Source organism: Shinella sp. S4-D37, from assembly GCF_040812195.1.
Lineage (GTDB): Bacteria > Pseudomonadota > Alphaproteobacteria > Rhizobiales > Rhizobiaceae > Shinella.
Map to the genome: position 1 here is coordinate 367,441 of NZ_JBFNXL010000003.1, position 19,321 is coordinate 386,761.

Below are 19,321 nucleotides of genomic sequence, written 5' to 3' on the forward strand. Positions count from 1 at the left end.
TCGCACCAAGACAGATCAAGAGCTAGACGATGAAAAACCTGGACGAAAACTTCCTCATTATCCTGAGCGCCTTTCACAGTGTCCGATATGGTATTTCCCCCTCCGTGCCGCTCGGAACCGCCGAAAATCATTCCAAGAAATTGGGACTGGCAGGAGAGGAATATACTGCGGCCATCGAAGCCGCGATTAGCGCTGGACTGGTCGGTCTCACGTCGGACTCCTCTCTGTCGATAAAGGTTGCGGGTCGAACAAAGCTTGGCAGACGCTAGGGTCCGGACTCGCTACAGCCACCAGACGACGGCGGCGGCGAGGGCGATAGCGCCCATGAAGTTTTTGAGGTTGCGGTCGAATCGGGTGGCGATCCTCCGCCAATCCTTCAGGCGGCAGAACAGACGCTCGATGATGTTTGGCTGCTTGTAGATGACCTTGTCGTGTTCGTACTGGATTTTGCGGTTCTTGCGGGGCGCGATCACGGCCTGGGTGCCGCGCTCGTCAAGTCGCGCGCGCAGGGCCTGGCTGTCATAACCTTTGTCGGCGACGAGTTCGCTGGACGGCGGCATGGCTTCGATGCAGCGTTGGGCGACCTTGCAATCATGAACGTTTCCCGGTGTCGCATCTGTTGGCAGCAGCGGCGCGATCCGCTCCCACTGCGTATCCGAAAACCAAAAGAAATCAGACGTCTCATCGCCTCCTCCATCCTGTCGCGATGGAAATCCCGTTTTTGGGTCCGGACCCTAGAGCTACTTCCGCACCCTGCTAAAGGATAGGGAGCATTTTGGTGAGGCAATATGCCATCCGTTCGGGAGCTTTCTCCGATAGGGCAACACATGTCTCATCCTGATCGCCGCGCTGTAGACCTTTTTCAGGATCAGTGCGTCCGGCATCTACAGCACGCACCTCCCCCGCTCAAAGAGCCGGCGCCAACGGTAACGGCTGAACGGTGGGCTCGGGATCGAAGACGCTGCGAAGCCATGAGCGGTTGCCCGTCATGCACGAAGAAATCGCAGGCCCGGGAACCGGGTGGCCGCCCCCTTTCTTCCTCACCTGGACCTTTGGATCAGCCTGGCGAGATACTTCTCCCAAATTTCCGGGTTAACGAGCGAGGTCGGCTGCTTTCCGGCCAGGAGACGGTCCATCGATTCTACCGACTGGATGCTCATCCGTCTTGAGGCTTCACGCGTACCACCAGCGACATGGGGCGTCAGGAAAATGTTGTCGATACGCAGGAAGGGATGATCCGGTTGGATCGGCTCCGGCTCGAAAACATCAATCGCGGCGGCGGCGGGGCGCCCCCTGGACAAGGCGTCGATCAGGGCGGTCTCGTCGACGAGATCGCCGCGGCCCGCATTGATCAGGAGCGATCCCGGCTTCATCGAACGGAGAAGCGTGTCATTCACGATGCCGCGTGTTTCCGGCGTCGAAGGCATATGCAGGCTGACGATGTCGGATCGGGAGAAGAGCGCGGCAAGGGAAACCGGCTCGATGCCTGCATCCGCGGGAATGTCGCTTCGGCTGTAACCGATCGTCTGCATGCCGAAGCCGTACCGCATCGCCTGGGCGACGCCGCGTCCGATGCGTCCGCAGCCGACGATGCCAAGGGTCTTGCCGGCCAGTTCCATGCCCTCGTAGCCATTGCGGGACGACCAGCCCTGGCTCCTGAAACGCTGGTCGATGTCGGCATAATTGCGCGCCAATATGAGCGCGGTGGCAACGACATGTTCGATGACGGATTGCTTGTTCGCCTCCAGCAGATTGGCGACGGCGATCGACTTTGCCGTCGCCGCTTCCAACGGGATGAAATCAAGTCCGACACCGTGCCGGACACAGGCAAGCAAATGCGGGGCGGCATCAAAAAAGTCGTCCGGCAGCTTGTTCCTCACGATGATGCCGTCCGCATCGACGATCAGCCGCGACAGGGGCTCGATGCTCCCGTCCTGAACCGCTTCGTAGTCGTAGGATTGCCGGAGCAGGGCTTCGGCATCCGGGTGCAGGGGGCTGGTGGCGACGATACGCAAACGGCGGGGCATCGATATTCTCCGGGGTCAGGCGGTCTTGAGGCGGGTGATCAGGCTGGACGTGTCCCAGCGCCTTCCGCCGGCTTTCTCAACATCGGCATAGAACTGATCGACAAGAGCCGTGACGGGCAGGGATGCGCCACTCCGGCGTGCTTCGTCCAGGCATATGCCCAAATCCTTGCGCATCAGTTCGACCGCAAAGCCGAACTCGAATTCGCCGCGGTTCATCGTGGCGCCGCGGTTCTGCATTTGCCAGGAGCCCGCCGCGCCCTGCGATACGACGTCGAGCATGGCATCGACATCGAGGCCCGCCGTCTGGCAGAAATGAATGCCTTCGGAAAGGGCCTGCACGAGCCCGGCAATGCAGATCTGGTTGGCCATCTTGGTCAACTGGCCCGAGCCGGGCGGTCCCATCAGCCGGCATGCGCGCGCAAAGGCGGCGATCGCCTTTTCAGCGCGGTCGTAGTCACCCTGGTCTCCGCCGCACATGACGGTCAATGCCCCGTTGCGCGCGCCGGCCTCGCCGCCGGAGACGGGGGCGTCGATGAAGCCGACGCCGCGTTCCCTGGCCGCCGCATGGAGGCGTCGGGCGATATCGGCCGATGCCGTCGTATGGTCGACGAAGAGCGTGCCCGCCGCCATTGCGTGGAAGGCGCCTGTCTCGCCCAGCGTCACCTGTTCGAGATCGCGGTCATTGCCCACACAGGCCATGACGATATCCTGCCCGCCCGCCAGCGCCCGAGGGGTTTCGGCCTGCGCGCCGCCATTTTCGGCCACCCAGGCTGCGGCCTTGGAAGCGGTGCGGTTGTAGACGGTCACCGCATGACCTGCCGCCGAAAGATGGCGTGCCATGTGGTATCCCATGACACCCAATCCTATGAATCCGATCTTCATTCGTTTTCCTTTCGGTATGTTTCTCTTGGGAAGAGCAGGCTCAACGCGCCCTGCGGGTGGGATCCAGCCGCGATCTCAAGGATTCGCCAAGGCCGTTATAGGCAAGTGCCGTGAGGAGAATGGCGATGCCCGGCACATACATCTGCTCGGGCGCGATCTCCATGTAGGTGTAGCCGCGCGCGAGCATCTGGCCCCAGCTCGGCCATGGCGGCTGCACACCGAGCCCGAGGAAGCTGAGGCTTGCTTCCGCCAGAAGAGCGCCGGCCAGCATCAAGGTGACCTGCACGATGACGGGCTGTATGGCATTCGGGACGATGTGGCGCAGGATGATGCGGGGAACCGACATGCCGAAGCTGCGGGAGGCGTCCACATAGAGCTCGTTCTTGACGACGATCGTCTGGATGCGGATCAGGCGGGCGATGTTGGGAGCGAAGACGATGCCGACCGCGATCATGGCATTCGTCAATCCGATCCCCAGCGCGCCAGTGACGGCGACGGCAAGGACGATGCCGGGGAAAGACAGCAGCGTGTCGATCATGCGGCTGACGACGCTGTCGAACCAGCCGCCGAGATAGCCGGCGAGCATCCCGAGAGGCAGGCCGATCGACAGTCCGACCGCAACGGCGAGACAGCTTGCATAAAGGCTCATGGGCGTGCCGTAGACCAGCCGTGCGAAGACGTCGCGACCGAGATCGTCCGTTCCGAGCCAATGGGCCGCGTCCGGCGGCGCGAGAAAGTCCATGGTCTGTTCGATCGGGGAATGCGGCGTGATCAGCGGCGCCAGCAGCGAGAACGCCACCAGGAGAAGGAGATAGCCGAGGCAAAGCGTTACCCGGAAATCCTGTCCGAGCCAGCGCAGCGCGGAACCGAGCGGTCGAGATGAGGCGGAGGATTGCGTCATTTCGGTCAAGCCTTTTTCACGCGGGGATCGAGCATGGTGTAGAGCAGGTCGATGATCAGGTTCATGGCGATGACCATGAGCACGAGCACGAAGACCGCGCCCTGAACGATGGGAAAGTCCTTGTTTATCGCCGCGTTGACGATCATCGATCCGGCGCCCGGTATCGCGAAGACGGCTTCGGTCGCTACCGTCGCGCCCAATGTGTGGTTGAAGACGAGGCCGATGACGGTCAGCAGGGTCAGCGCCGCGTTTCTCAGGCCGTGCTTCCAGAGGATGAGCGCCGGCGGCAGGCCCTTGGCGCGCAAGGTCCGCACATATTGCGATTGCAGGACTTCGATCAGGGAGCTGCGGAGCTGGCGGGCTATTTCGGCAATCCCTCCCGTTGCGAGTGTAAGGGCGGGAAGGGCCGCATGGTGCAGGGCGCCCCAGAAGTCCTCGCTGATCGGTCTGGCGCCGGTGGTCGGGAACCATCCGAAACCCAGGGCGAAAATACTGACGAGGATCATACCCAGCCAGAAATTCGGCACGGCGACGCCGAGAGATGCAATGCCTGTCACGACACGGTCCACCCAGCCATCCGCACGCGTCGCGGCGAGGATGCCGATCGGTACGCCGATCAGGACGGAGATGACGAGCGCGAGCCCGGCGATGAGCAATGTGGAGGGCAGCCGCCGGGCGATCTCGTCCATGACCGGCAGGCCGGTGAGCAGCGATGTCGAAAGATCGCCGTGAAAGGCGTTCCAGAGCCAGCCCCCGTATTGCTGCCACAACGGACGATCCAGTCCCAGGGTCTGCCGTATCGCCTCGATCGTTTCGGCGGTCGCATATTCGCCGGCAATCGTGGCCGCGGGGTCGCCAGGCACGAGCTGGATCAGGCCGAAGATGGCCAGCGTCGACATGGCGGCGACCGGAAGGGCCTGCAACAGACGCCAGAAGAGAACGCGGGGAAGATGAGACTTGTTCATTCGCCACCTTCTTCCTGTCCCGGCCGCGTGCGGAACGTCTCTGCGTAATGGCATGCGCTGAAGTGACCGGGAGCCAATTCGCGCAAGGGCGGCGTCTCGGTGGCGCAATGGTCGTCGGCATAGCGACAGCGCGTTCGAAAACGGCATCCCGAAGGCGGGTTCATCGGGCTTGGCAACTCGCCCTCCAGGACGATGCGCCGATCCGGCCTCATCGATGACGGCAGGGCGACAGGCTCGGCGGACAGCAGGGCCTGCGTATAGGGGTGGAGGTAGTCCTTCGCCAGTCGCTCCGCCGGGGCGATCTCGACGATCCGCCCGAGATACATGACCGCGATCGTATCGCTGATATGCTCGACCACGCTGATATTGTGGGTGATGAAGAGGTAGGTAAGGCCGAATTCCTGCTGAAGCTCTGCGAGGAGATTGAGAATGTCCGCCTGTATGGACACGTCGAGCGCGGCAACGGCTTCGTCGCAAACGATCAGCGACGGCCGCAGGGTCAGCACGCGCGCGATGCAGGCACGCTGCTTCTGGCCGCCCGAAAGCTGGTGCGGATAGAGGCCGGCAAAGGCCTCGCCCAGACCGACCCGGGCCATCATCTCCAGGGCGATGGCATTGCGCTCTTCCGGGGTGCCTTTTGACGCCGCGTCGAGAGGCTCGCGAACGGATTTCAGGATCGTCATGCGCGGGTTGAGGGCCGCTGCAGGATCTTGGAAGACGATCTGATACTGCCTGCGATGCTCGCGCATTTGGCGGCGCGACATCTCGTAGGGATTTGCGCCCTCGTGCAGGACCCGGCCTTCAGAGGGCCGTTCCAGGCAAACGATGGCGCGGCCGAGGGTGGATTTGCCGGAACCGGATTCACCGATGAGCCCGAAGGTTTCCCCTCTGCGTACGCTGATGCTGACATCGTCGACGGCGGTGAGAACCTTGCGCCGTCCAACGGGGAAGCGAACCGAGACATTCTGGGCGGCAATGATCGGCATCGCCGTCTTTTCCGCATTGGTCATGACAATACTCCCGGCAAGGAAAGCTCCTGTGCACGCCAGCAGCGGGCAAGACCGCCTTCAGGCTGCGGCTCCAGCGTCTGCCGCTCCCTGCAAGGGGGGGGTCGCATACCGGCATCGCCCTTCGAAACGACAGCCTTCGGAAAATTCCCCCGGTCTCGGGACCCGGCCCGGAATGGAAGGCAACCGTGCCTTCCGGGGCGTGAATGACGGCAGCGACCGCAGCAGGCCGGACGTGTAGGGATGGCGGGGGCGCGTAAGCATGTCGTCGCTCGTGCCGGTCTCGACCACCTCGCCGGCATACATGGTGACGATCCGGTTGCATGTCTGCGAGACGAGCCCGAGATCGTGGCTGATGAAGAGCATGGCCATGCCGGAGCGCGCGCTGAGCTCCCCCAGAACGTCCATGATCTGCGCCTGTACGGTAACGTCGAGCGCGGTGGTCGGTTCGTCGGCAATCAGCAGATCCGGCTCGCAACTGATCGCCATGGCGATCATCGCTCGCTGGCGCATGCCGCCCGACAGCTCATGCGGATAGGCGTCATGGCGTGTGGCGGGCTCGGGAATGCCTACCTTGCTCAGGGCTTCGATGGCGCGGTCGCGCGCCTCGGCCCGGCCGATGCGGAAATGCGTCCGCAAGGTTTCGCCGATCTGTTCGCCGATCGTGAAGATCGGATCGAGTGCGCTCATCGGTTCCTGGAAGATCATGCCGATACGGCGTCCGCGGATGCGGCGCCACTGCCGTTCGGAGAGCGACAGCAGATCCTCGCCGGAAAAGTCGATGCGGCCTTGAAAGCGACTGCTGCGCAGCGGCAGCAGGCCCATCAAGGCAAGGCCGGTGACCGTCTTGCCGCAACCGCTTTCGCCAACGAGTCCCACGCACTCGCCAGGCTGAACGGCAAAGGTCACGTCGCGCACGACGGAAAGCGAACCGCCGGAGGCGCGAAAGCTGATGCCGAGACCCTGCACGTCCAGAAGAGGCGGGGACGCCGCCGTTTCTTCCGCGCGTGCCTGACTTGGCTTGTCTGTCTCGGATATCATCATATCACCAGGTTACGGGATAACGCGCCACGGCTCGCTCGTCGACATCCGTGCCCCATCCCGGCCGTGTGGGCACGAGCATGTGGCCGTCCTCGATCACGGGGTGATGGGTGACGAACTCGCCTTTCCAGGGGATGTCGTCGACATCGATTTCAAGCATCCTGAGGTTGGGTATCATCGACGCGAAATGGGCGCTGATATGGTCAGCCAGATAGCCGTAGAAATTGTGCGGCGCTATGTTGACGTCATGGGCATCGGCAAGGGATGCGATCTTCAGGCCCTCCAGCACGCCGTTCCACAGCACGTCCACGACGGCGACATCCATCGCGCCGGCTTCCAGAAACGGCCGGTAGCTGCGTCTGCCGTAAAGCGACTCGCCCGTGGCGATGGGGAAGCCCGCCTCCCTGCGCATCAGGGCCACGGCTGCCGCATCGTAGCAATCCAGTTCCAGCCAGGTGAGACGATGAGGCCGAACGGTGCGGATGAGCTGAAGATAGCCTTCCGGGCGGAAATTGAAATTGGCATCGAGCATGATGTCGATATCGTCGCCCGCTCCCTCGCGCAGCGCCTTCAGCGTCTGCTCCAGGGTCCTGAAGACTTCGGGCCTCGGATTGAGCTCGGGGAAACCGGGGGTGGAGCCGAAACCCGGACGGAAATTGGCGAGCGTGCCGTCCTCGATCATCATCACATTGGTCTTCAGTGCGCGGAAGCCGCGCCGGCGGACCTCGGCGGCGACTTCCTGCAACTGGTCTATGCGCTTGACCTGCGAAAGCTTCAGATCGTCTGCATAGCGAACCCGGTACGTGCCGCAATGCGACCAGTAGAGCGGCAGGCGATCGCGAACCGCGCCGCCGAAAAGCGCGTGCACGGGCACACCCATTTCCTTGCCCTTGATGTCGAGCAGCGCGTTGCAGATCGCGGCTACGGCATGCTGGTTGATGCCGCTCCATGCCGGTATGATCGACGTGTTCAGGATCGCCGTAACCAGTTCGACGCGCCGGGGGTCCTGGCCGATGATCTTCTCGCCAAGCGCGAGGATGGTGGCCGAAAGACCGCGCGTTCCAACATTTTCGCTGAACTCCGACCAGCCGACGATGCCGCAGGCAGTCTCGACCTTCAGAAACGACGTGACCCGCCATCCGGATGCGGCATGCAGAACGTCTAGGCGGGCAATCTTCATGGAGTTATCTCTGGTTTGACATGACGCTATCGTCGCCGCCCGGATGCCGGGCGGCGATGGTGCAAATCCGGCGCTCGGACCGGCCTTGCACGGTTCGGGAAGAGCGTGGATCAGGCCTTCAGGAACAGGCGGTTGAACTTCGGCTTTCCAAGAAGGTTCGGCTCGTAGCCGCCGACATTCGGCCGGTGAACTTCGATCGCGGGAACGAATGCGACCTCGCAGGAGAGAGCGTGCTCCAGCATGATGCGTTCGGCCTGCGCGAATGCGGGCTTCCGCTCCTCCTGTGTCACACCGGCCTGGGCTTTCGCGATGGCGGCGGCCAGTTCCGGCGGAGGCGCTACTTTTCCTGCATTGTTGGCGCCCTGTTCGCCATAGACGAAGAGGAAGCCCTGCACCGGATCGGGGCGCCCGGTCCAGTTGACCATCATGGCGTCGCCTTCGCCCCGGACCATGAAGCGCTGGAACATGTCGGCATTCGACCCCGTGACGAGCGTGCAGCGGATACCGACCTGGCGCAATTGCTCCATGATGACCTCGGCGCGTTGCTGCGACGACTGGTCCGCGTTGCTGTAGTATTGAAGATCCAGGCCGTCCGCATGACCGGCCTCGGCGAGAAGCGCACGAGCCTTGTCGCGATCGAACGTATAGTAGTTGTCGAGAGCGTCGTCGTGGGCCCAGTATCCTGGCGGCAGCAGTGTCTGTGCCGGAACGCCAAGCCCGAGCATGGCCGCCTCGTTGAAGGCGTTTCGGTCCACCGCGAAGTTGATGGCCTGCCGCACGCGCACATCGTTCAGGGGCGCCTTGCTGTAGTTGAAGACGATATGATAGTTCGCAACGGTGGGTGAGGTCCTGACGACGACCCGGTCGCCCATGCGATCCGCCACCAGTTTCTGCTGCGGATTGAGCCGGTAGCAGAAATCCGTCTCACCCGCGATCACCGAACGCAGCCCGGTATTCAGATCCGTGATGACCCGGAAGCTGATGCCGTCGAGGTGCGGCAACTCGGTATCCCAGTAGCCATCGAAACGGGTGAGTTGCACCACATCGCCGTCGTCCCAGCGCTCGAAGCGGAACGGTCCCGTTCCGACCGGGGCACGATCGAGCGTGCCGCCGGCTTTCTCGACTGCGGTTGGCGAGACCATCATGCCGGACCGGTCGGCCAGTATCAGCGGCAGCGCCGTGTCGGGATATTTCGTATGGATGGCGACCTTGTGGGTGTCCAGCACCTCGACCCTGTCGATGGATGCTATGTCGCCCTTCGCCGTCGAGCGATCGTGCGTCATGGCGCGCTCGAGATTGGCCTTGACCGCCTCCGCATTGAAGTCCGTGCCATCATGGAATTTGACGCTTTCGCGCAATGTCATGACGAGCTTCGTCGGCGCCTCAAATTCCCATGCGGTCGAGAGGCCCGGAACGGGTTGCAAGGTCGCCGGTTCGAAATCCACCAGGGTGTCGTAGATCGAATAAAGGATCATGTGATCGGAGCCTGCGCCGCTGGTGACCGGGTCCAGGCTTGACGGATTGAAAGGTGCGGCAACCCGAAGGATGCCCCCCTTCACGGCCCCTTCGTCGGCAAAAGCAGACCGCGTCATTCCCGGCAGCAACGCCAGGGCCGTGCCGGCCCCCATCAACTGCAGGATTTGCCGCCTCTTGATCCGCAAGGCCGCCGCCCGCCCCGTTTCATTCGCATCAGTCATCATTTCCTCCACTTTTGTCGCGATCCACCTCGCCGCGACGTTCACTATCCTGCCTCTTATTCGATATTATATATAATATAGAATTGACTGCAACCCCCTTTCCGTTGCGTTTGCGAGTGGTGTAATCTCGTCCTCAGCGACGCGCTGAAGGAGCATTGATTTGAGCAACGCCAGTCCATTGTCTGGAACAATTGCCGAAAGGCTTCTGACCGCGATCCGACGGGATATCGTCCTGGGAAATCTTTCGCCGGGATCGCGGCTGCGCGTCGACGAACTGAGCAAGCGCTACGGCACGAGCCACATTCCGGTCCGAGAGGCATTGTTGCAGCTTGCGGGTGAAAGGCTGGTGACGCTGGAGCCTCACAGAGGCGCGGTGTTGCGGCCGGTCACGGCGAAATTCGTGGCCGACATTCACGATACCCGCGCCGCGATCGAGAGCATGCTTGTGCGCAGGGCGACCGTAAATATCTCGGACGCGCAACTGGATCACCTGGCTGAACTTACCCGGCGCCACGAGCAGGCCGCGGCGGCAGGGGTGGACGAGCGGATGTCTGAAGCGAACAAGCAATTTCACAGCTTCATTGCAGAGGTCGCGGACAATCCCGAGGCCTCTTACATTCTCGACCAGGGATGGGATCTGGTCATCAATCTTCGCAACCGCTTTGGGCTTAGCGAGGCGAGGATCGCCGAAATCGTTCGCCAGCACTGGCGCATTGTCGAAGCCGTCCGGTCACGCGACGCAGACCTTGCCGCGCGCGTCGTGCAGGAGCACTGCGAGTCCGCTCGCGACGATCTGCTTGCGCGGATGTGACGAGATGCGGGAATCACAGTTGCTCGAGCGCGGTTCCGTTGGCTCGATCTATCCTCGACCGCTGCCGGCCAACGCCACGTTGCTACTCTCTTAGGATTGATCGAAAGTCCGGGCTTGATTGCGCAAGCGAAGCTTGCAATCGCTGTATTGCGCTCCCGAACTTGTCCCGTAGTGCTTCCTTCCATTCTGCAGAAAGGATCACACCATCAAACCGTGGGATTGAACACCTAGCGCTATATCGCCGCGAAGGTCCTTTTCAGCCATGCCGGCGCGCTGGCTGACGCGCCCTCGCCGCACGCGGCGTCGACGCAGTCTGACAGGCTGCCGAACCGGAACTTCCTGCCCGTCAGACCGGGACCGTAATGGGCGTATTTCGCCGAATTGGTTATGATTACGCGCGCCGTGACCGGAATCACAGGCTCTTCAATCAGGCACCAACAGGTGTCGGTGGAGAACCGTGCTCCGAAGTCTTCGAGCACTCGGATCGTACCGGCGCTGGCGGCCTGCGCGTGGACGGCGCGGCCAGAGGTGATGATCATCTCGACGGCGGGGTCCTTCTTCCGACCCCTGCAGAGCTCCGCGAGCGCGGCGAACTCGCCGAGCGAGAAATGAGGATTGCCGAGCGAGACCAGCCCGACCCGCGTATCCCGTGTCGAATTCAGCTCGTCCCAGGTGCGCGCGAGAGCGCCGGCCTCGATCCGGCAGGTCTCCAGTTCGGCGGAGGCATGGACCGCCGCCTCCGGCGTGACGCCCGCCATGTGGAACATCGGCGCGCCAGAGGTCGTGGCGAAGGCCGCGCTGAACGCCTTCAGGTCGTCGTGCGTCGGCGCGAGATGCGCCAGCCCGCAGATCAGGGGAATGCGCCCGCCGGCGATCTTGCCGATGTGATAGCCGAGCAGCGGAAAGTAGCTGTCGTCGACACCGGTGAGTTTCACGACCTCGACATGCAGGCCCGGCCGGCGGCCTGCTTCGGTATGGCACCCCGAGAAGGGCGCCCGGCCCGTCAACGCGATGCAGGCGTCGAGATAGTCGGGATATTTCATCGTCCGCGCGCCGGATACGCTGTTGGCATAGACGACGGCATTGGACTCCGCCCAGGCGATCTGCTCGCCATATCCGGGCGATCCTTCGAGCAGGTAGGGCGCACACGTGAAGGTCGGCGCGGCCCCCATCGCCACATAGGCCTCTCCGAGGCGTTCCGCCGCCTCTCCGAAGGCCACGGGCACGCCCTGCTGGCGCCAGCGGCGCGCATCGACCGAGATCGCGTTGAGCGTCGTCGGGATCGCGACCGTCCCGCCCCAGTCGCGGAACTGCTCGGCGAATTTCAGCGAGGCGGGGCCAGTATAGACGCATCCGTCGATATGGACGCGGGTGACGTCGAAGAGCCGCTTCGCCCCCTGGAGTGCAGCCATGCGCACGATGATCCGCATGGCGACCTCGGTCGCCCTGCCGTGCATGCCGTCGAGACAGTCCCGGTCCCGCGCGCTGAGCAACAGGCCGTCTGGCCGGGCCGCCCGCGATTCGGCCTGGCGCAGCTCGAAAGGCGCGTCGCCGAGATGAACGCGGCCGCCAGCCACCAGCGCGTGAGAATGACCGGAGAGGCGCGCATATCCCTCTTCGCCCAGAACGACGATCGGCACCGACTTTCCGAACACCTCTTCCGACACGATGGCCCCGAAGGCCAATATGTCGTCCGGCTCCTGCAACAGCAGCGCCAGCGGACCGTGCCCGTTCAGCAGCAGCTCCATCATCACGCCGCTGCTGGCGCAGGAGCCGCGGCCGGACGGGATGGCGACGATCTTGCCTTCCAGCAAGTGCCCGTTGAGATCGTGATGGGAATCGATCACGCGGCCGGTCCACGAATCGACGCCGCCCCAGAAGCTCAGCGCGACCGCGCTGACGAGCAACTCACCTTGCGCCGTGCCATAAATCGCGGCGGTGCCGTCCAGTATCGTGTCCAAGGGAGCTCTCCGCTTATCGCCCGGCATCCGCGTGCAGACGGTCGAGCGCCTCAATTTCCGCCGCCGTCAGCGTGATCCCTTCCGTCTCCGAGACACGCCGCGCGGAAAAGCGGCGCAGCGACGGCAAGCGCGCGCCCTGGCCGACGATCGCCTCGAACAGGGTTTCGGCGCGTGCGAACGGATCGCCCGGCCGGCCTTTCGCGAAAGCCTCCGGCGACATGGCGAGGATCAGCTCGCCGTGCAGCGGCGCGAGCGTGGTGGAGCCGAGATAGTCCAGTACGTCCGGGCTGGTCAGGTCGCCGATCATCACGGCGGCGAGAAGCTCGATCATCGTCGAGATGGCCGAGCCCTTGTGCCCGCCGAAAGGCAGCATGGCGCCCGCGAGCGCAGCGTCGGGATCGGTCGTCGGTTTGCCCGCGGCATCGATCGCCCAGCCCTCCGGCAGCGGCTTGCCAGCGCGCCGATGCAACTCGATCTCGCCGCGCGCGGCGACCGAGGTGGCGAAGTCGAAGACGTAGGGCGGATTGTCTCTGCGCGGCCAGCCGAAAGCGAAGGGATTGGTGCCGAGCAGCGGGTTGCTGCCGCCCGTCGGCGCGACCGTCGCATAGCTTGGGCACATGACGAGGCAGGCGAGGCCCTCGGCCGTCACGGCTTCCACTTCCGGCCAGAGCGCGGAGACATGGGTGCAGTCGTTGATCGCCATGGCGGCGATGCCGAGCGTGCGCGCCTGCTCGACGAGCGCGGGCAGGCCGAGTTCGAACGCGGCGTAGGAGAAACCATGGTTGGCATTCACCCTGACGACGGCCGCGTTCTTGCTGGGCAGGAGCGCCGGCATGGCGTCCGGCCTCATCTTGCCTGCCCGCACCGTGCGCAGGATGCCCTCGATGCGGTAGATCCCGTGCGACTTGCAGGCGTCGCGCTCGCCGGCCACGACGACGCGCGCGGTTGCCCGCGCCTGCACGGCATTCAGACCGGCCCTGAGGAAGATGCCCTCGACCTTGTCGCGAAGTTCGGAGATCGAGAGGGTCGTACAGGCTGGCACGGGAAAAAACCTTTCTTTCGGGGCGGGAAGGTCCGGGTCAGGGGACGTCCGTCAGCTCGGTATCGTTCATGGATGCCGGCTGGAGGCTGCGTGGCCGTTCGAACTGGGCGACGGCCTGCATGAACAGGGGCACCCAGGCGCGAATATGCGCGCGCAGCAGTTCCGACACGCCATCGGCGTCGCCGGCGGTGATCAGGTCGATGATCTGGTAGTGCTCCCGCGCCGACGCGCGTTGGCGCGCGATGCCTTCCGCCGAGACGTCGCCGAAGAAGCGGGCGCGCTTGCGCAGCGACATGACGGTCTGCGTCAGGATCGGATTGCCGGCCATGCCGAGAAGCCGGTGGTGGAATTCCTGGTCCGCGGCGAGATGCGCCCGGAAATTGCGGTCCCGCGCGGCGGCGGCCACTTCGTCCGCGATCGGCAGCAGGGACGAAAGGTCGCGCACGGGCTTGTTCGCGAGGATCCGCGCGGCATGAACCTCGAGAACCTCGCGCATCTCGAAGATATTCCGCGCCTCGGCGACCGAGGGCATGGTGACGCGGAAGCCGCGATTGCGGTGCGGCTCGAGGAAGCCTTCGCGGGTAAGCTCCAGCAGGGCCTCGCGCACCGGCGTCGTGGAGATGCCGAAGTTCTCTGCCAGCGACGGCACCGAATACATGGTTCCGGGGCGCGCATAGCCGGAGACGATTTCCGACTGCACGTGCCGGAACACCTGCTCCCTCAAGTTGCTTTCGTTCTTCTTCATCTAAGCGTTTACTCTTTTGCGTCCGCCCCGCAGGCGTGGCGGGCTTTGCCCCGTATGTCGAACGTCCGTATATTGGCACGAGACGCCGGCCGATGGCAAAATCGGCTGCCGGAGCCGGAACGAACAGGTTCCGGCTCCGGCATGTGCTTACTTCTTCACCAGCGGGCAGGTGCTCTCGGCCAGCGGCAGGAAGATTTCGTCGCCGGGGATCGTGGCGAGGATCTCCTCATAGTCCCACGGGCCCTTCGACTCCGCCGGCGACTTGACCTTCACCAGGTACATGTCGTGCACCATGCGGCCGTCCTCGCGCACCTTGCCGCCATGGGCGAAGAAGTCCTCGACCGGCAGTTCGCGCATCTTGGCGGCCACGGCCTTGGCTTCGTCCGTGCCGGCGGCCTTGACGGCCTTCAGGTAGTGCAGGATCGACGAGTAGACGCCGGCCTGCAGGCTGGTCGGCATCGCACCGTTGTGGCGCTCGCCGAAGCGCTTGGCGAAGGCGCGCGTATCGTCGTCGCGGTCCCAGTAGAAGCCGTCGATGAAGGTCAGGCCCTGCGCCTGCTCCAGTCCCATGGCGTGGACGTCGGTGAGGTAGACGACGGGCGCGATGATCGACTGGCCGCCGGCGACGATGCCGAACTCGTTGGCCTGCTTGATCGCCGTCGTGAGGTCGCGGCCGGTGGCCGTCAGCATGATGACCTCCGCGCCCGACGCCTGCGCCGGCAGGAGGAAGGCGCTCATGTCCGAGGCGTTGAGCGGGAAGCGGACCGTGCCGACGACCGTCGCGCCGTTCTCCTCGACCGTCTTCTTGGCGATCGCCTCGAGGGAATGGCCGAAGGCGAAGTCGGCGACGAGGAAGTACCAATTCTTCACGCCCTTCTCGATCTGCGCCTTGATCGGCCCGACGGCGTTGGAATAGTTGTCGTAGACCCAGTGGAAACCGGTCTCGGAGCATTTCACGCCCGTGAGGTCGGTCGTTCCCGGAGAAGAGAAGAGGGCGATCCGGTTCGCGTCGCGCGCGATGTCCTGGACGGCGAGCGCGATGGCGCTGTTCGTCAGGTCCGCGAGCACGTCCACCTGCTCGTTGTCGATCCAGCGATGCGCGATGCTGGTGCCGACGTCAGCCTTGTGCTGGTGGTCGGCGCTGATGAGCTGTATCGGCTTGTCCAGCACGGTACCCCCAAAATCCTCGATCGCGAGCTGGGCGGCGACGACCGAGCCGTTACCGTTCATGTCGGAGAACACGCCCGACATGTCGGTGAGCACGCCGATCTTGACGACGTCGTCACTGACGCCGTCCGCGAGCGCCGGCGTCGAGATCATTGCCGCGCCGGCGGCGAGCGCGGCGAGCATCGAACGAATTCCCCTGTTTTTCTTAATGCTGGTCATGCTTGTAACCTTCTCTGTTGGAGGTTGGCGGATATCGGGGCGTCATGTGCCCGTTACGACCTTGTTGCCGGCGCGCATCGCGATCCCGCGCCGGTCCTTCTCGCGCTGGCGGGCCGAGACATAGGTGATCAGCTCGCCGACGATGCCCCTGCGGAACGTCAGGATGCAGATCACGAACACCGCGCCCTGGATGACGGTGACCCAGGCGCCGAGGGCGGAGAGGTAGTTCTGCATGGCCACGACGATGAAGGAGCCGAGCACGGGGCCGTAGAGCGTCCCCACCCCGCCGAGGAAGGTCATCAGGATGACCTCGCCGGACATGCTCCAGTGCACGTCCGTCAGGCTGGCGATCTGCGTGACAATGACCTTGGTGGAGCCGGCAAGCCCCGACAGCGCCGCGGAGATGACGAAGGTCGCGAGCTTGTAGCGATCTGTCGAGTAGCCGAGCGACTGCGCCCGTGGCTCGTGCTCGCGGATGGCCTTGAGGATCTGGCCGAAGGGCGAGCGGATGAGGCACGACAGGAAGAGGAAGCCGCCGAGGAAGACCGCGAGCACGAAGAGGTAGAGCGTCGTCGGGTTTGCGAGGTCGATGAAGCCGAACAGCGCGCCGCGCGGCACGCTCTGGATGCCGTCCTCGCCCCCCGTCTGCGGCAGTTGCAGCGCGAGGAAGTAGATCATCTGCGCGAGCGCCAGGCTGATCATGGCGAAATAGACGCCGCTGGAGCGGGTGCAGAGCCAGCCGGCGACGAGGCCGAGCAGGGCGGCGGAAGCGGTTCCGGCGAGTATGGCGAGTTCCGGCGAGAGGCCCCAGGTCTTGGCCGCATAGGCCGTCACATAGCCGGCGGTGCCGAGGAACATGGCATGGCCGAAGGAGACCAGCTTGCCGTAGCCCGCCATCAGGTTGAAGGCGCAGGCGAACAGCGCGTAGGTCATGGCCTTCATCAGGAAGGCCGGATAGACGAAGAGCGGCGCGACCGCGAGGCCGATCGCCATCGCCGCGAAGAGCGACCACCGCATGAAGGACGATTCATGCGCGAGCGCGGGCAGCGACACGGAGGTCGCGGCCGCCTGCGTCTTGGTGCCGAACAGGCCGGTCGGCATGACGACGAGGACGAAGGCCATCAGAAGGAACACGACGGTCGTCGACGCCTCGGGATAGAACGCCTTGGTCAGGCCCTCGGCGATGCCCGCGATGAAGCCGGCGATGATGGCGCCCTTGATGGAGCCGAGCCCGCCGATCACGACGACGGCGAAGATGACGATCAGCACTTCCGCGCCCATGGTCGGGTTGACCTGCAGGATGGGTGCGGCGAGCACGCCGGCGAAGGCGGCGAGCGCAGCACCCCCGCCATAGACCAGCATGATCATGACCGGAACGTTGATGCCGAAGGCCTGAACCAGCCTCGCGTTCTCCGTCGCGGCGCGCAGATACGCCCCCAGCCGGGTCTTCTCGATCACGAACCAGGTCAGGAAGCAGACGGCGAGCGAGGCGACGATCACCCATGCCCGGTAATAGGGCAGGAACATGAAGCCGAGATTGACGCCGCCCGTCAGCGCCGACGGGATGGCATAGGGCAATCCGGCCGAGCCGAACCAGAAGCGGAAGATGCCCTGCACCATGAAGGCCAGCCCGAAGGTCAAGAGCATGCCGTAGAGGGCGTCGATATGGCTGACGCGCCTTAGCACGAAGCGCTCCAGCAGCATACCGAAGGCCCCGACGATCAGCGGACACAGGATCAGCGCCGGCCAGTAGCCGATGCCGACCGCGTTCAGCAGGAACCATGCGCCAACGGCGCCCATCATGTAGAGCGCCCCGTGGGCAAAATTCGCGATACCCATCATGCCGAAGATAACGGCGAGGCCCAGGCTTAAGGTCGCGTAGAAGGCGCCGTTGATGATGCCGAGGAGAAGCTGCGCGTAGAGCAGCGCCATTGGTATGCCGAATATGGTCGTCATTGCTATCGGTCCGTTCGGGGGACTAGAGTCCGAGGTAACTTTGGATGGAGGAGAGCCGCCGGTCGAAATCCGACGCGGCCACTTCATCCACGATGGAGCCTGTCTCGACGATGTAGTTGCGGTCGGCCAGCGCCTGCGCGAAGCCCACGTTCTGCTCTACGAGAAGGATGGTGAAGCCGAGTTCCTTCAGCTTCACGATCGTCGCCTCGATCTGCTTGATGATGATCGGCGCAAGGCCCTCGGTCGGCTCGTCGAGCATAAGCACGCGCGCGCCGGTGCGCAGGATGCGGGCGAGCGCCAGCATCTGCTGCTCGCCGCCCGAAAGCTTCGTGCCGGGGCTGTCGATGCGCTCGCGCAGATTGGGAAAGAGCGTCAGGATGTCCTCGACGGCCATGCTGTTGGCGGAGACCTTCGGCGGCAGCATCAGGTTCTCGCGCACGCTGAGGCTGGCGAAGATGCCGCGCTCCTCCGGGCAATAGGCGATGCCCTTACGGGCGATCTCGAAGGGCTGCGCGTCGATGAGCTGCTCGCCGCAATAGAGCACGGAGCCCTTGCGCGTGGAGAGCAGGCCCATGATCGACTTCAACGTGGTCGACTTGCCCGCGCCGTTGCGGCCGAGCAGCGTCACGACCTCGCCCTCGGAGAGCGAGAAGCTCACGCCGTGCAGGACCTTGGATTCGCCGTACCAGGCGTCGAGGTTCTCGACCTTCAGGATCTCGGCCATCAATGCGTCCCCCCGGTATAGGCCGCCATCACGTCCGCGCGGCTGGATACTTCCGAATAAGGACCCTCGGCGAGGATCTGGCCGCGCACCATGACCGTGATCCGCTCGGCGAGCCGCGAGACCACCTGCATGTTGTGCTCGACGAGGAGCACCGTGCGGCCTTTGGCCGTGGTCTTGATGAGATCGGCGACCCGGTCGATGTCCTCCCGCCCGAGGCCCGCCATCGGCTCGTCGAGGAGAAGGACGGACGGGTCGGCCGCGACCGTCGTCGCCAGCTCCAGCACACGCTTGCGGCCGTAGGAGAGCTCGGCGGCGGCGATATCGGCCTCGCGGGTGAAGCCGAACTGCTCCAGCACCTCCTCGGTGCGCGCGACCAGCGCCTTGTCGCTCCGCGCATTGCCGAGGAGCCGCCATTGCAGGCCGCTGCGGCGCAGCAGCGCGAGCTCGATGTTTTCCCGGATGGTGAGCGCCTGGAAGACCGCCGAGATCTGGAACGAGCGCACGACGCCCTGCCGCGCGACTGCCGCCGGCTTCAGCTTCGTGACCTCGACGCCCCGGTGGAAGATCTGCCCCTCGGTGGGCTGCAGGAACTTCGTCAGCAGGTTGAACAGCGTGGTCTTGCCCGCGCCGTTCGGGCCGATGACGGCATGCAATGCTCCTTCCTCCAGCGCGAAGTCGACGTTCTTCACGGCGTAGAACCCGTTGAACGCGATGCTCATTCCCCGTGCCTCAAGCACAGCCATAGGACGCTCCCATTCTGGGCCGAGGGTCCGCCGGGGGGCGAACGCGAAGGCCTTCTTTACGACGCATGGGGAGGAGGGTCGGCGGCCGGGATACGCGTATGCGCCACAAAAGGCGGATTGCGCCCGATGTTTCGGAAGGCCCGGTTCGTCGTCTCGTTCCCCTCGGTCGATCTTCGCCGACCGCTTGTGATGCGTGACAGTGACGCACTACATCGAGAGTGTCAACAGGGAAGTTTCTCGCCGTATTTTTCCC

General features: G+C 64.1%; 18 protein-coding genes. 2 read left to right on the forward strand and 16 right to left on the reverse strand.

Annotated elements, in window-relative coordinates; genetic code table 11:
* The first annotated feature begins 29 nt into the window (after window positions 1–29).
* The gene (locus AB3G45_RS05720; protein WP_367829648.1) at window positions 30–269 is read left to right on the forward strand and encodes a hypothetical protein; all 240 of its coding nucleotides are present in this window, start codon (window positions 30–32) and stop codon (window positions 267–269) included.
* Between the two features lie 12 nt (window positions 270–281).
* On the opposite strand, the gene AB3G45_RS05725 is transcribed toward AB3G45_RS05720, so the two are convergent.
* The 9 genes from AB3G45_RS05725 to AB3G45_RS05765 all read right to left on the reverse strand — a co-directional run bounded on the left by AB3G45_RS05725 (window position 282) and on the right by AB3G45_RS05765 (window position 9,700).
* On the reverse strand, window positions 282–638 hold the full coding sequence (locus tag AB3G45_RS05725) for an IS5 family transposase (protein WP_367829867.1): 357 nt from the start codon (window positions 636–638) through the stop codon (window positions 282–284).
* Window positions 639–1,040: 402 nt separating this feature from the next.
* Window positions 1,041–2,027, reverse strand: coding sequence for a hydroxyacid dehydrogenase (locus tag AB3G45_RS05730; RefSeq protein ID WP_367829649.1), 987 nt, complete (start codon window positions 2,025–2,027; stop codon window positions 1,041–1,043).
* 15 nt (window positions 2,028–2,042) lie between these two features.
* On the reverse strand, window positions 2,043–2,927 hold the full coding sequence (locus AB3G45_RS05735) for an NAD(P)-dependent oxidoreductase (RefSeq protein ID WP_367829868.1): 885 nt from the start codon (window positions 2,925–2,927) through the stop codon (window positions 2,043–2,045).
* Between the two features lie 22 nt (window positions 2,928–2,949).
* The gene (locus AB3G45_RS05740) at window positions 2,950–3,819 is read right to left on the reverse strand and encodes an ABC transporter permease (RefSeq protein WP_367829650.1); all 870 of its coding nucleotides are present in this window, start codon (window positions 3,817–3,819) and stop codon (window positions 2,950–2,952) included.
* Window positions 3,816–4,775: an ABC transporter permease gene (locus AB3G45_RS05745; RefSeq protein WP_367829651.1), complete on the reverse strand. Its 960-nt coding sequence runs from the start codon at window positions 4,773–4,775 to the stop codon at window positions 3,816–3,818. Before AB3G45_RS05745 ends, AB3G45_RS05740 begins: the two co-directional genes overlap by 4 nt.
* Window positions 4,772–5,761: an ABC transporter ATP-binding protein gene (locus AB3G45_RS05750; protein ID WP_367829652.1), complete on the reverse strand. Its 990-nt coding sequence runs from the start codon at window positions 5,759–5,761 to the stop codon at window positions 4,772–4,774. Before AB3G45_RS05750 ends, AB3G45_RS05745 begins: the two co-directional genes overlap by 4 nt.
* Before the next feature lie 81 nt (window positions 5,762–5,842).
* A complete protein-coding gene (locus AB3G45_RS05755; RefSeq protein WP_367829653.1) occupies window positions 5,843–6,826 on the reverse strand; it encodes an ABC transporter ATP-binding protein in 984 nt (327 codons plus the stop codon).
* Between the two features lies 1 nt (window position 6,827).
* Entirely contained in the window at window positions 6,828–8,003 is a 1,176-nt protein-coding gene (locus AB3G45_RS05760) for a mandelate racemase/muconate lactonizing enzyme family protein (RefSeq protein ID WP_367829654.1), read from the reverse strand.
* A gap of 110 nt (window positions 8,004–8,113) precedes the next feature.
* On the reverse strand, window positions 8,114–9,700 hold the full coding sequence (locus AB3G45_RS05765; protein ID WP_367829655.1) for an ABC transporter substrate-binding protein: 1,587 nt from the start codon (window positions 9,698–9,700) through the stop codon (window positions 8,114–8,116).
* 160 nt (window positions 9,701–9,860) lie between these two features.
* Between AB3G45_RS05765 and AB3G45_RS05770 the strand changes: the two genes are divergently transcribed.
* The gene (locus AB3G45_RS05770; RefSeq protein WP_367829656.1) at window positions 9,861–10,511 is read left to right on the forward strand and encodes a GntR family transcriptional regulator; all 651 of its coding nucleotides are present in this window, start codon (window positions 9,861–9,863) and stop codon (window positions 10,509–10,511) included.
* A gap of 233 nt (window positions 10,512–10,744) precedes the next feature.
* Here the strand turns inward: AB3G45_RS05770 and AB3G45_RS05775 are convergent, their stop codons facing one another.
* The 7 genes from AB3G45_RS05775 to AB3G45_RS05805 form a co-directional block, all read right to left on the reverse strand.
* Complete coding sequence (locus AB3G45_RS05775; protein ID WP_367829869.1) at window positions 10,745–12,499, reverse strand: aconitase X; 1,755 nt, start codon at window positions 12,497–12,499, stop codon at window positions 10,745–10,747.
* Window positions 12,486–13,514 carry an Ldh family oxidoreductase gene (locus tag AB3G45_RS05780; protein ID WP_367829657.1) on the reverse strand — a complete coding sequence of 343 codons (1,029 nt, stop codon included), beginning with the start codon at window positions 13,512–13,514 and terminating at the stop codon, window positions 12,486–12,488. The genes AB3G45_RS05775 and AB3G45_RS05780 overlap by 14 nt, the downstream gene beginning before the upstream one ends.
* A 37-nt stretch (window positions 13,515–13,551) precedes the next feature.
* Window positions 13,552–14,259, reverse strand: coding sequence for a GntR family transcriptional regulator (locus AB3G45_RS05785; protein WP_367829658.1), 708 nt, complete (start codon window positions 14,257–14,259; stop codon window positions 13,552–13,554).
* A gap of 147 nt (window positions 14,260–14,406) precedes the next feature.
* On the reverse strand, window positions 14,407–15,645 hold the full coding sequence (locus AB3G45_RS05790) for an ABC transporter substrate-binding protein (RefSeq protein WP_367829659.1): 1,239 nt from the start codon (window positions 15,643–15,645) through the stop codon (window positions 14,407–14,409).
* Window positions 15,646–15,687: 42 nt separating this feature from the next.
* Window positions 15,688–17,601 (reverse strand): ABC transporter permease, encoded by a 1,914-nt coding sequence (locus tag AB3G45_RS05795; protein ID WP_367829660.1) that lies wholly within the window; start codon window positions 17,599–17,601, stop codon window positions 15,688–15,690.
* 22 nt (window positions 17,602–17,623) lie between these two features.
* Window positions 17,624–18,325, reverse strand: a complete 702-nt coding sequence (locus tag AB3G45_RS05800; RefSeq protein WP_367829661.1) for an ABC transporter ATP-binding protein — start codon at window positions 18,323–18,325, stop codon at window positions 17,624–17,626.
* Complete coding sequence (locus AB3G45_RS05805; protein WP_367829662.1) at window positions 18,325–19,068, reverse strand: ABC transporter ATP-binding protein; 744 nt, start codon at window positions 19,066–19,068, stop codon at window positions 18,325–18,327. The genes AB3G45_RS05800 and AB3G45_RS05805 overlap by 1 nt, the downstream gene beginning before the upstream one ends.
* Between the last annotated feature and the right edge of the window lie 253 nt (window positions 19,069–19,321).

What these genes read in the sequence shown, in the direction of transcription:
- AB3G45_RS05720 (WP_367829648.1), top strand. Translation starts at nt 30, where the DNA reads ATGAAAAACCTGGACGAAAACTTCCTCATTATCCTGAGCGCCTTTCAC.
- AB3G45_RS05730 (WP_367829649.1), bottom strand. Translation starts at nt 2,027, where the DNA reads ATGCCCCGCCGTTTGCGTATCGTCGCCACCAGCCCCCTGCACCCGGAT.
- AB3G45_RS05745 (WP_367829651.1), bottom strand. Translation starts at nt 4,775, where the DNA reads ATGAACAAGTCTCATCTTCCCCGCGTTCTCTTCTGGCGTCTGTTGCAG.
- AB3G45_RS05750 (WP_367829652.1), bottom strand. Translation starts at nt 5,761, where the DNA reads ATGCCGATCATTGCCGCCCAGAATGTCTCGGTTCGCTTCCCCGTTGGA.
- AB3G45_RS05755 (WP_367829653.1), bottom strand. Translation starts at nt 6,826, where the DNA reads ATGATGATATCCGAGACAGACAAGCCAAGTCAGGCACGCGCGGAAGAA.
- AB3G45_RS05760 (WP_367829654.1), bottom strand. Translation starts at nt 8,003, where the DNA reads ATGAAGATTGCCCGCCTAGACGTTCTGCATGCCGCATCCGGATGGCGG.
- AB3G45_RS05765 (WP_367829655.1), bottom strand. Translation starts at nt 9,700, where the DNA reads ATGACTGATGCGAATGAAACGGGGCGGGCGGCGGCCTTGCGGATCAAG.
- AB3G45_RS05775 (WP_367829869.1), bottom strand. Translation starts at nt 12,499, where the DNA reads ATGCCGGGCGATAAGCGGAGAGCTCCCTTGGACACGATACTGGACGGC.
- AB3G45_RS05785 (WP_367829658.1), bottom strand. Translation starts at nt 14,259, where the DNA reads ATGAAGAAGAACGAAAGCAACTTGAGGGAGCAGGTGTTCCGGCACGTG.
- AB3G45_RS05790 (WP_367829659.1), bottom strand. Translation starts at nt 15,645, where the DNA reads ATGACCAGCATTAAGAAAAACAGGGGAATTCGTTCGATGCTCGCCGCG.
- AB3G45_RS05795 (WP_367829660.1), bottom strand. Translation starts at nt 17,601, where the DNA reads ATGACGACCATATTCGGCATACCAATGGCGCTGCTCTACGCGCAGCTT.
- AB3G45_RS05800 (WP_367829661.1), bottom strand. Translation starts at nt 18,325, where the DNA reads ATGGCCGAGATCCTGAAGGTCGAGAACCTCGACGCCTGGTACGGCGAA.
- AB3G45_RS05805 (WP_367829662.1), bottom strand. Translation starts at nt 19,068, where the DNA reads ATGGCTGTGCTTGAGGCACGGGGAATGAGCATCGCGTTCAACGGGTTC.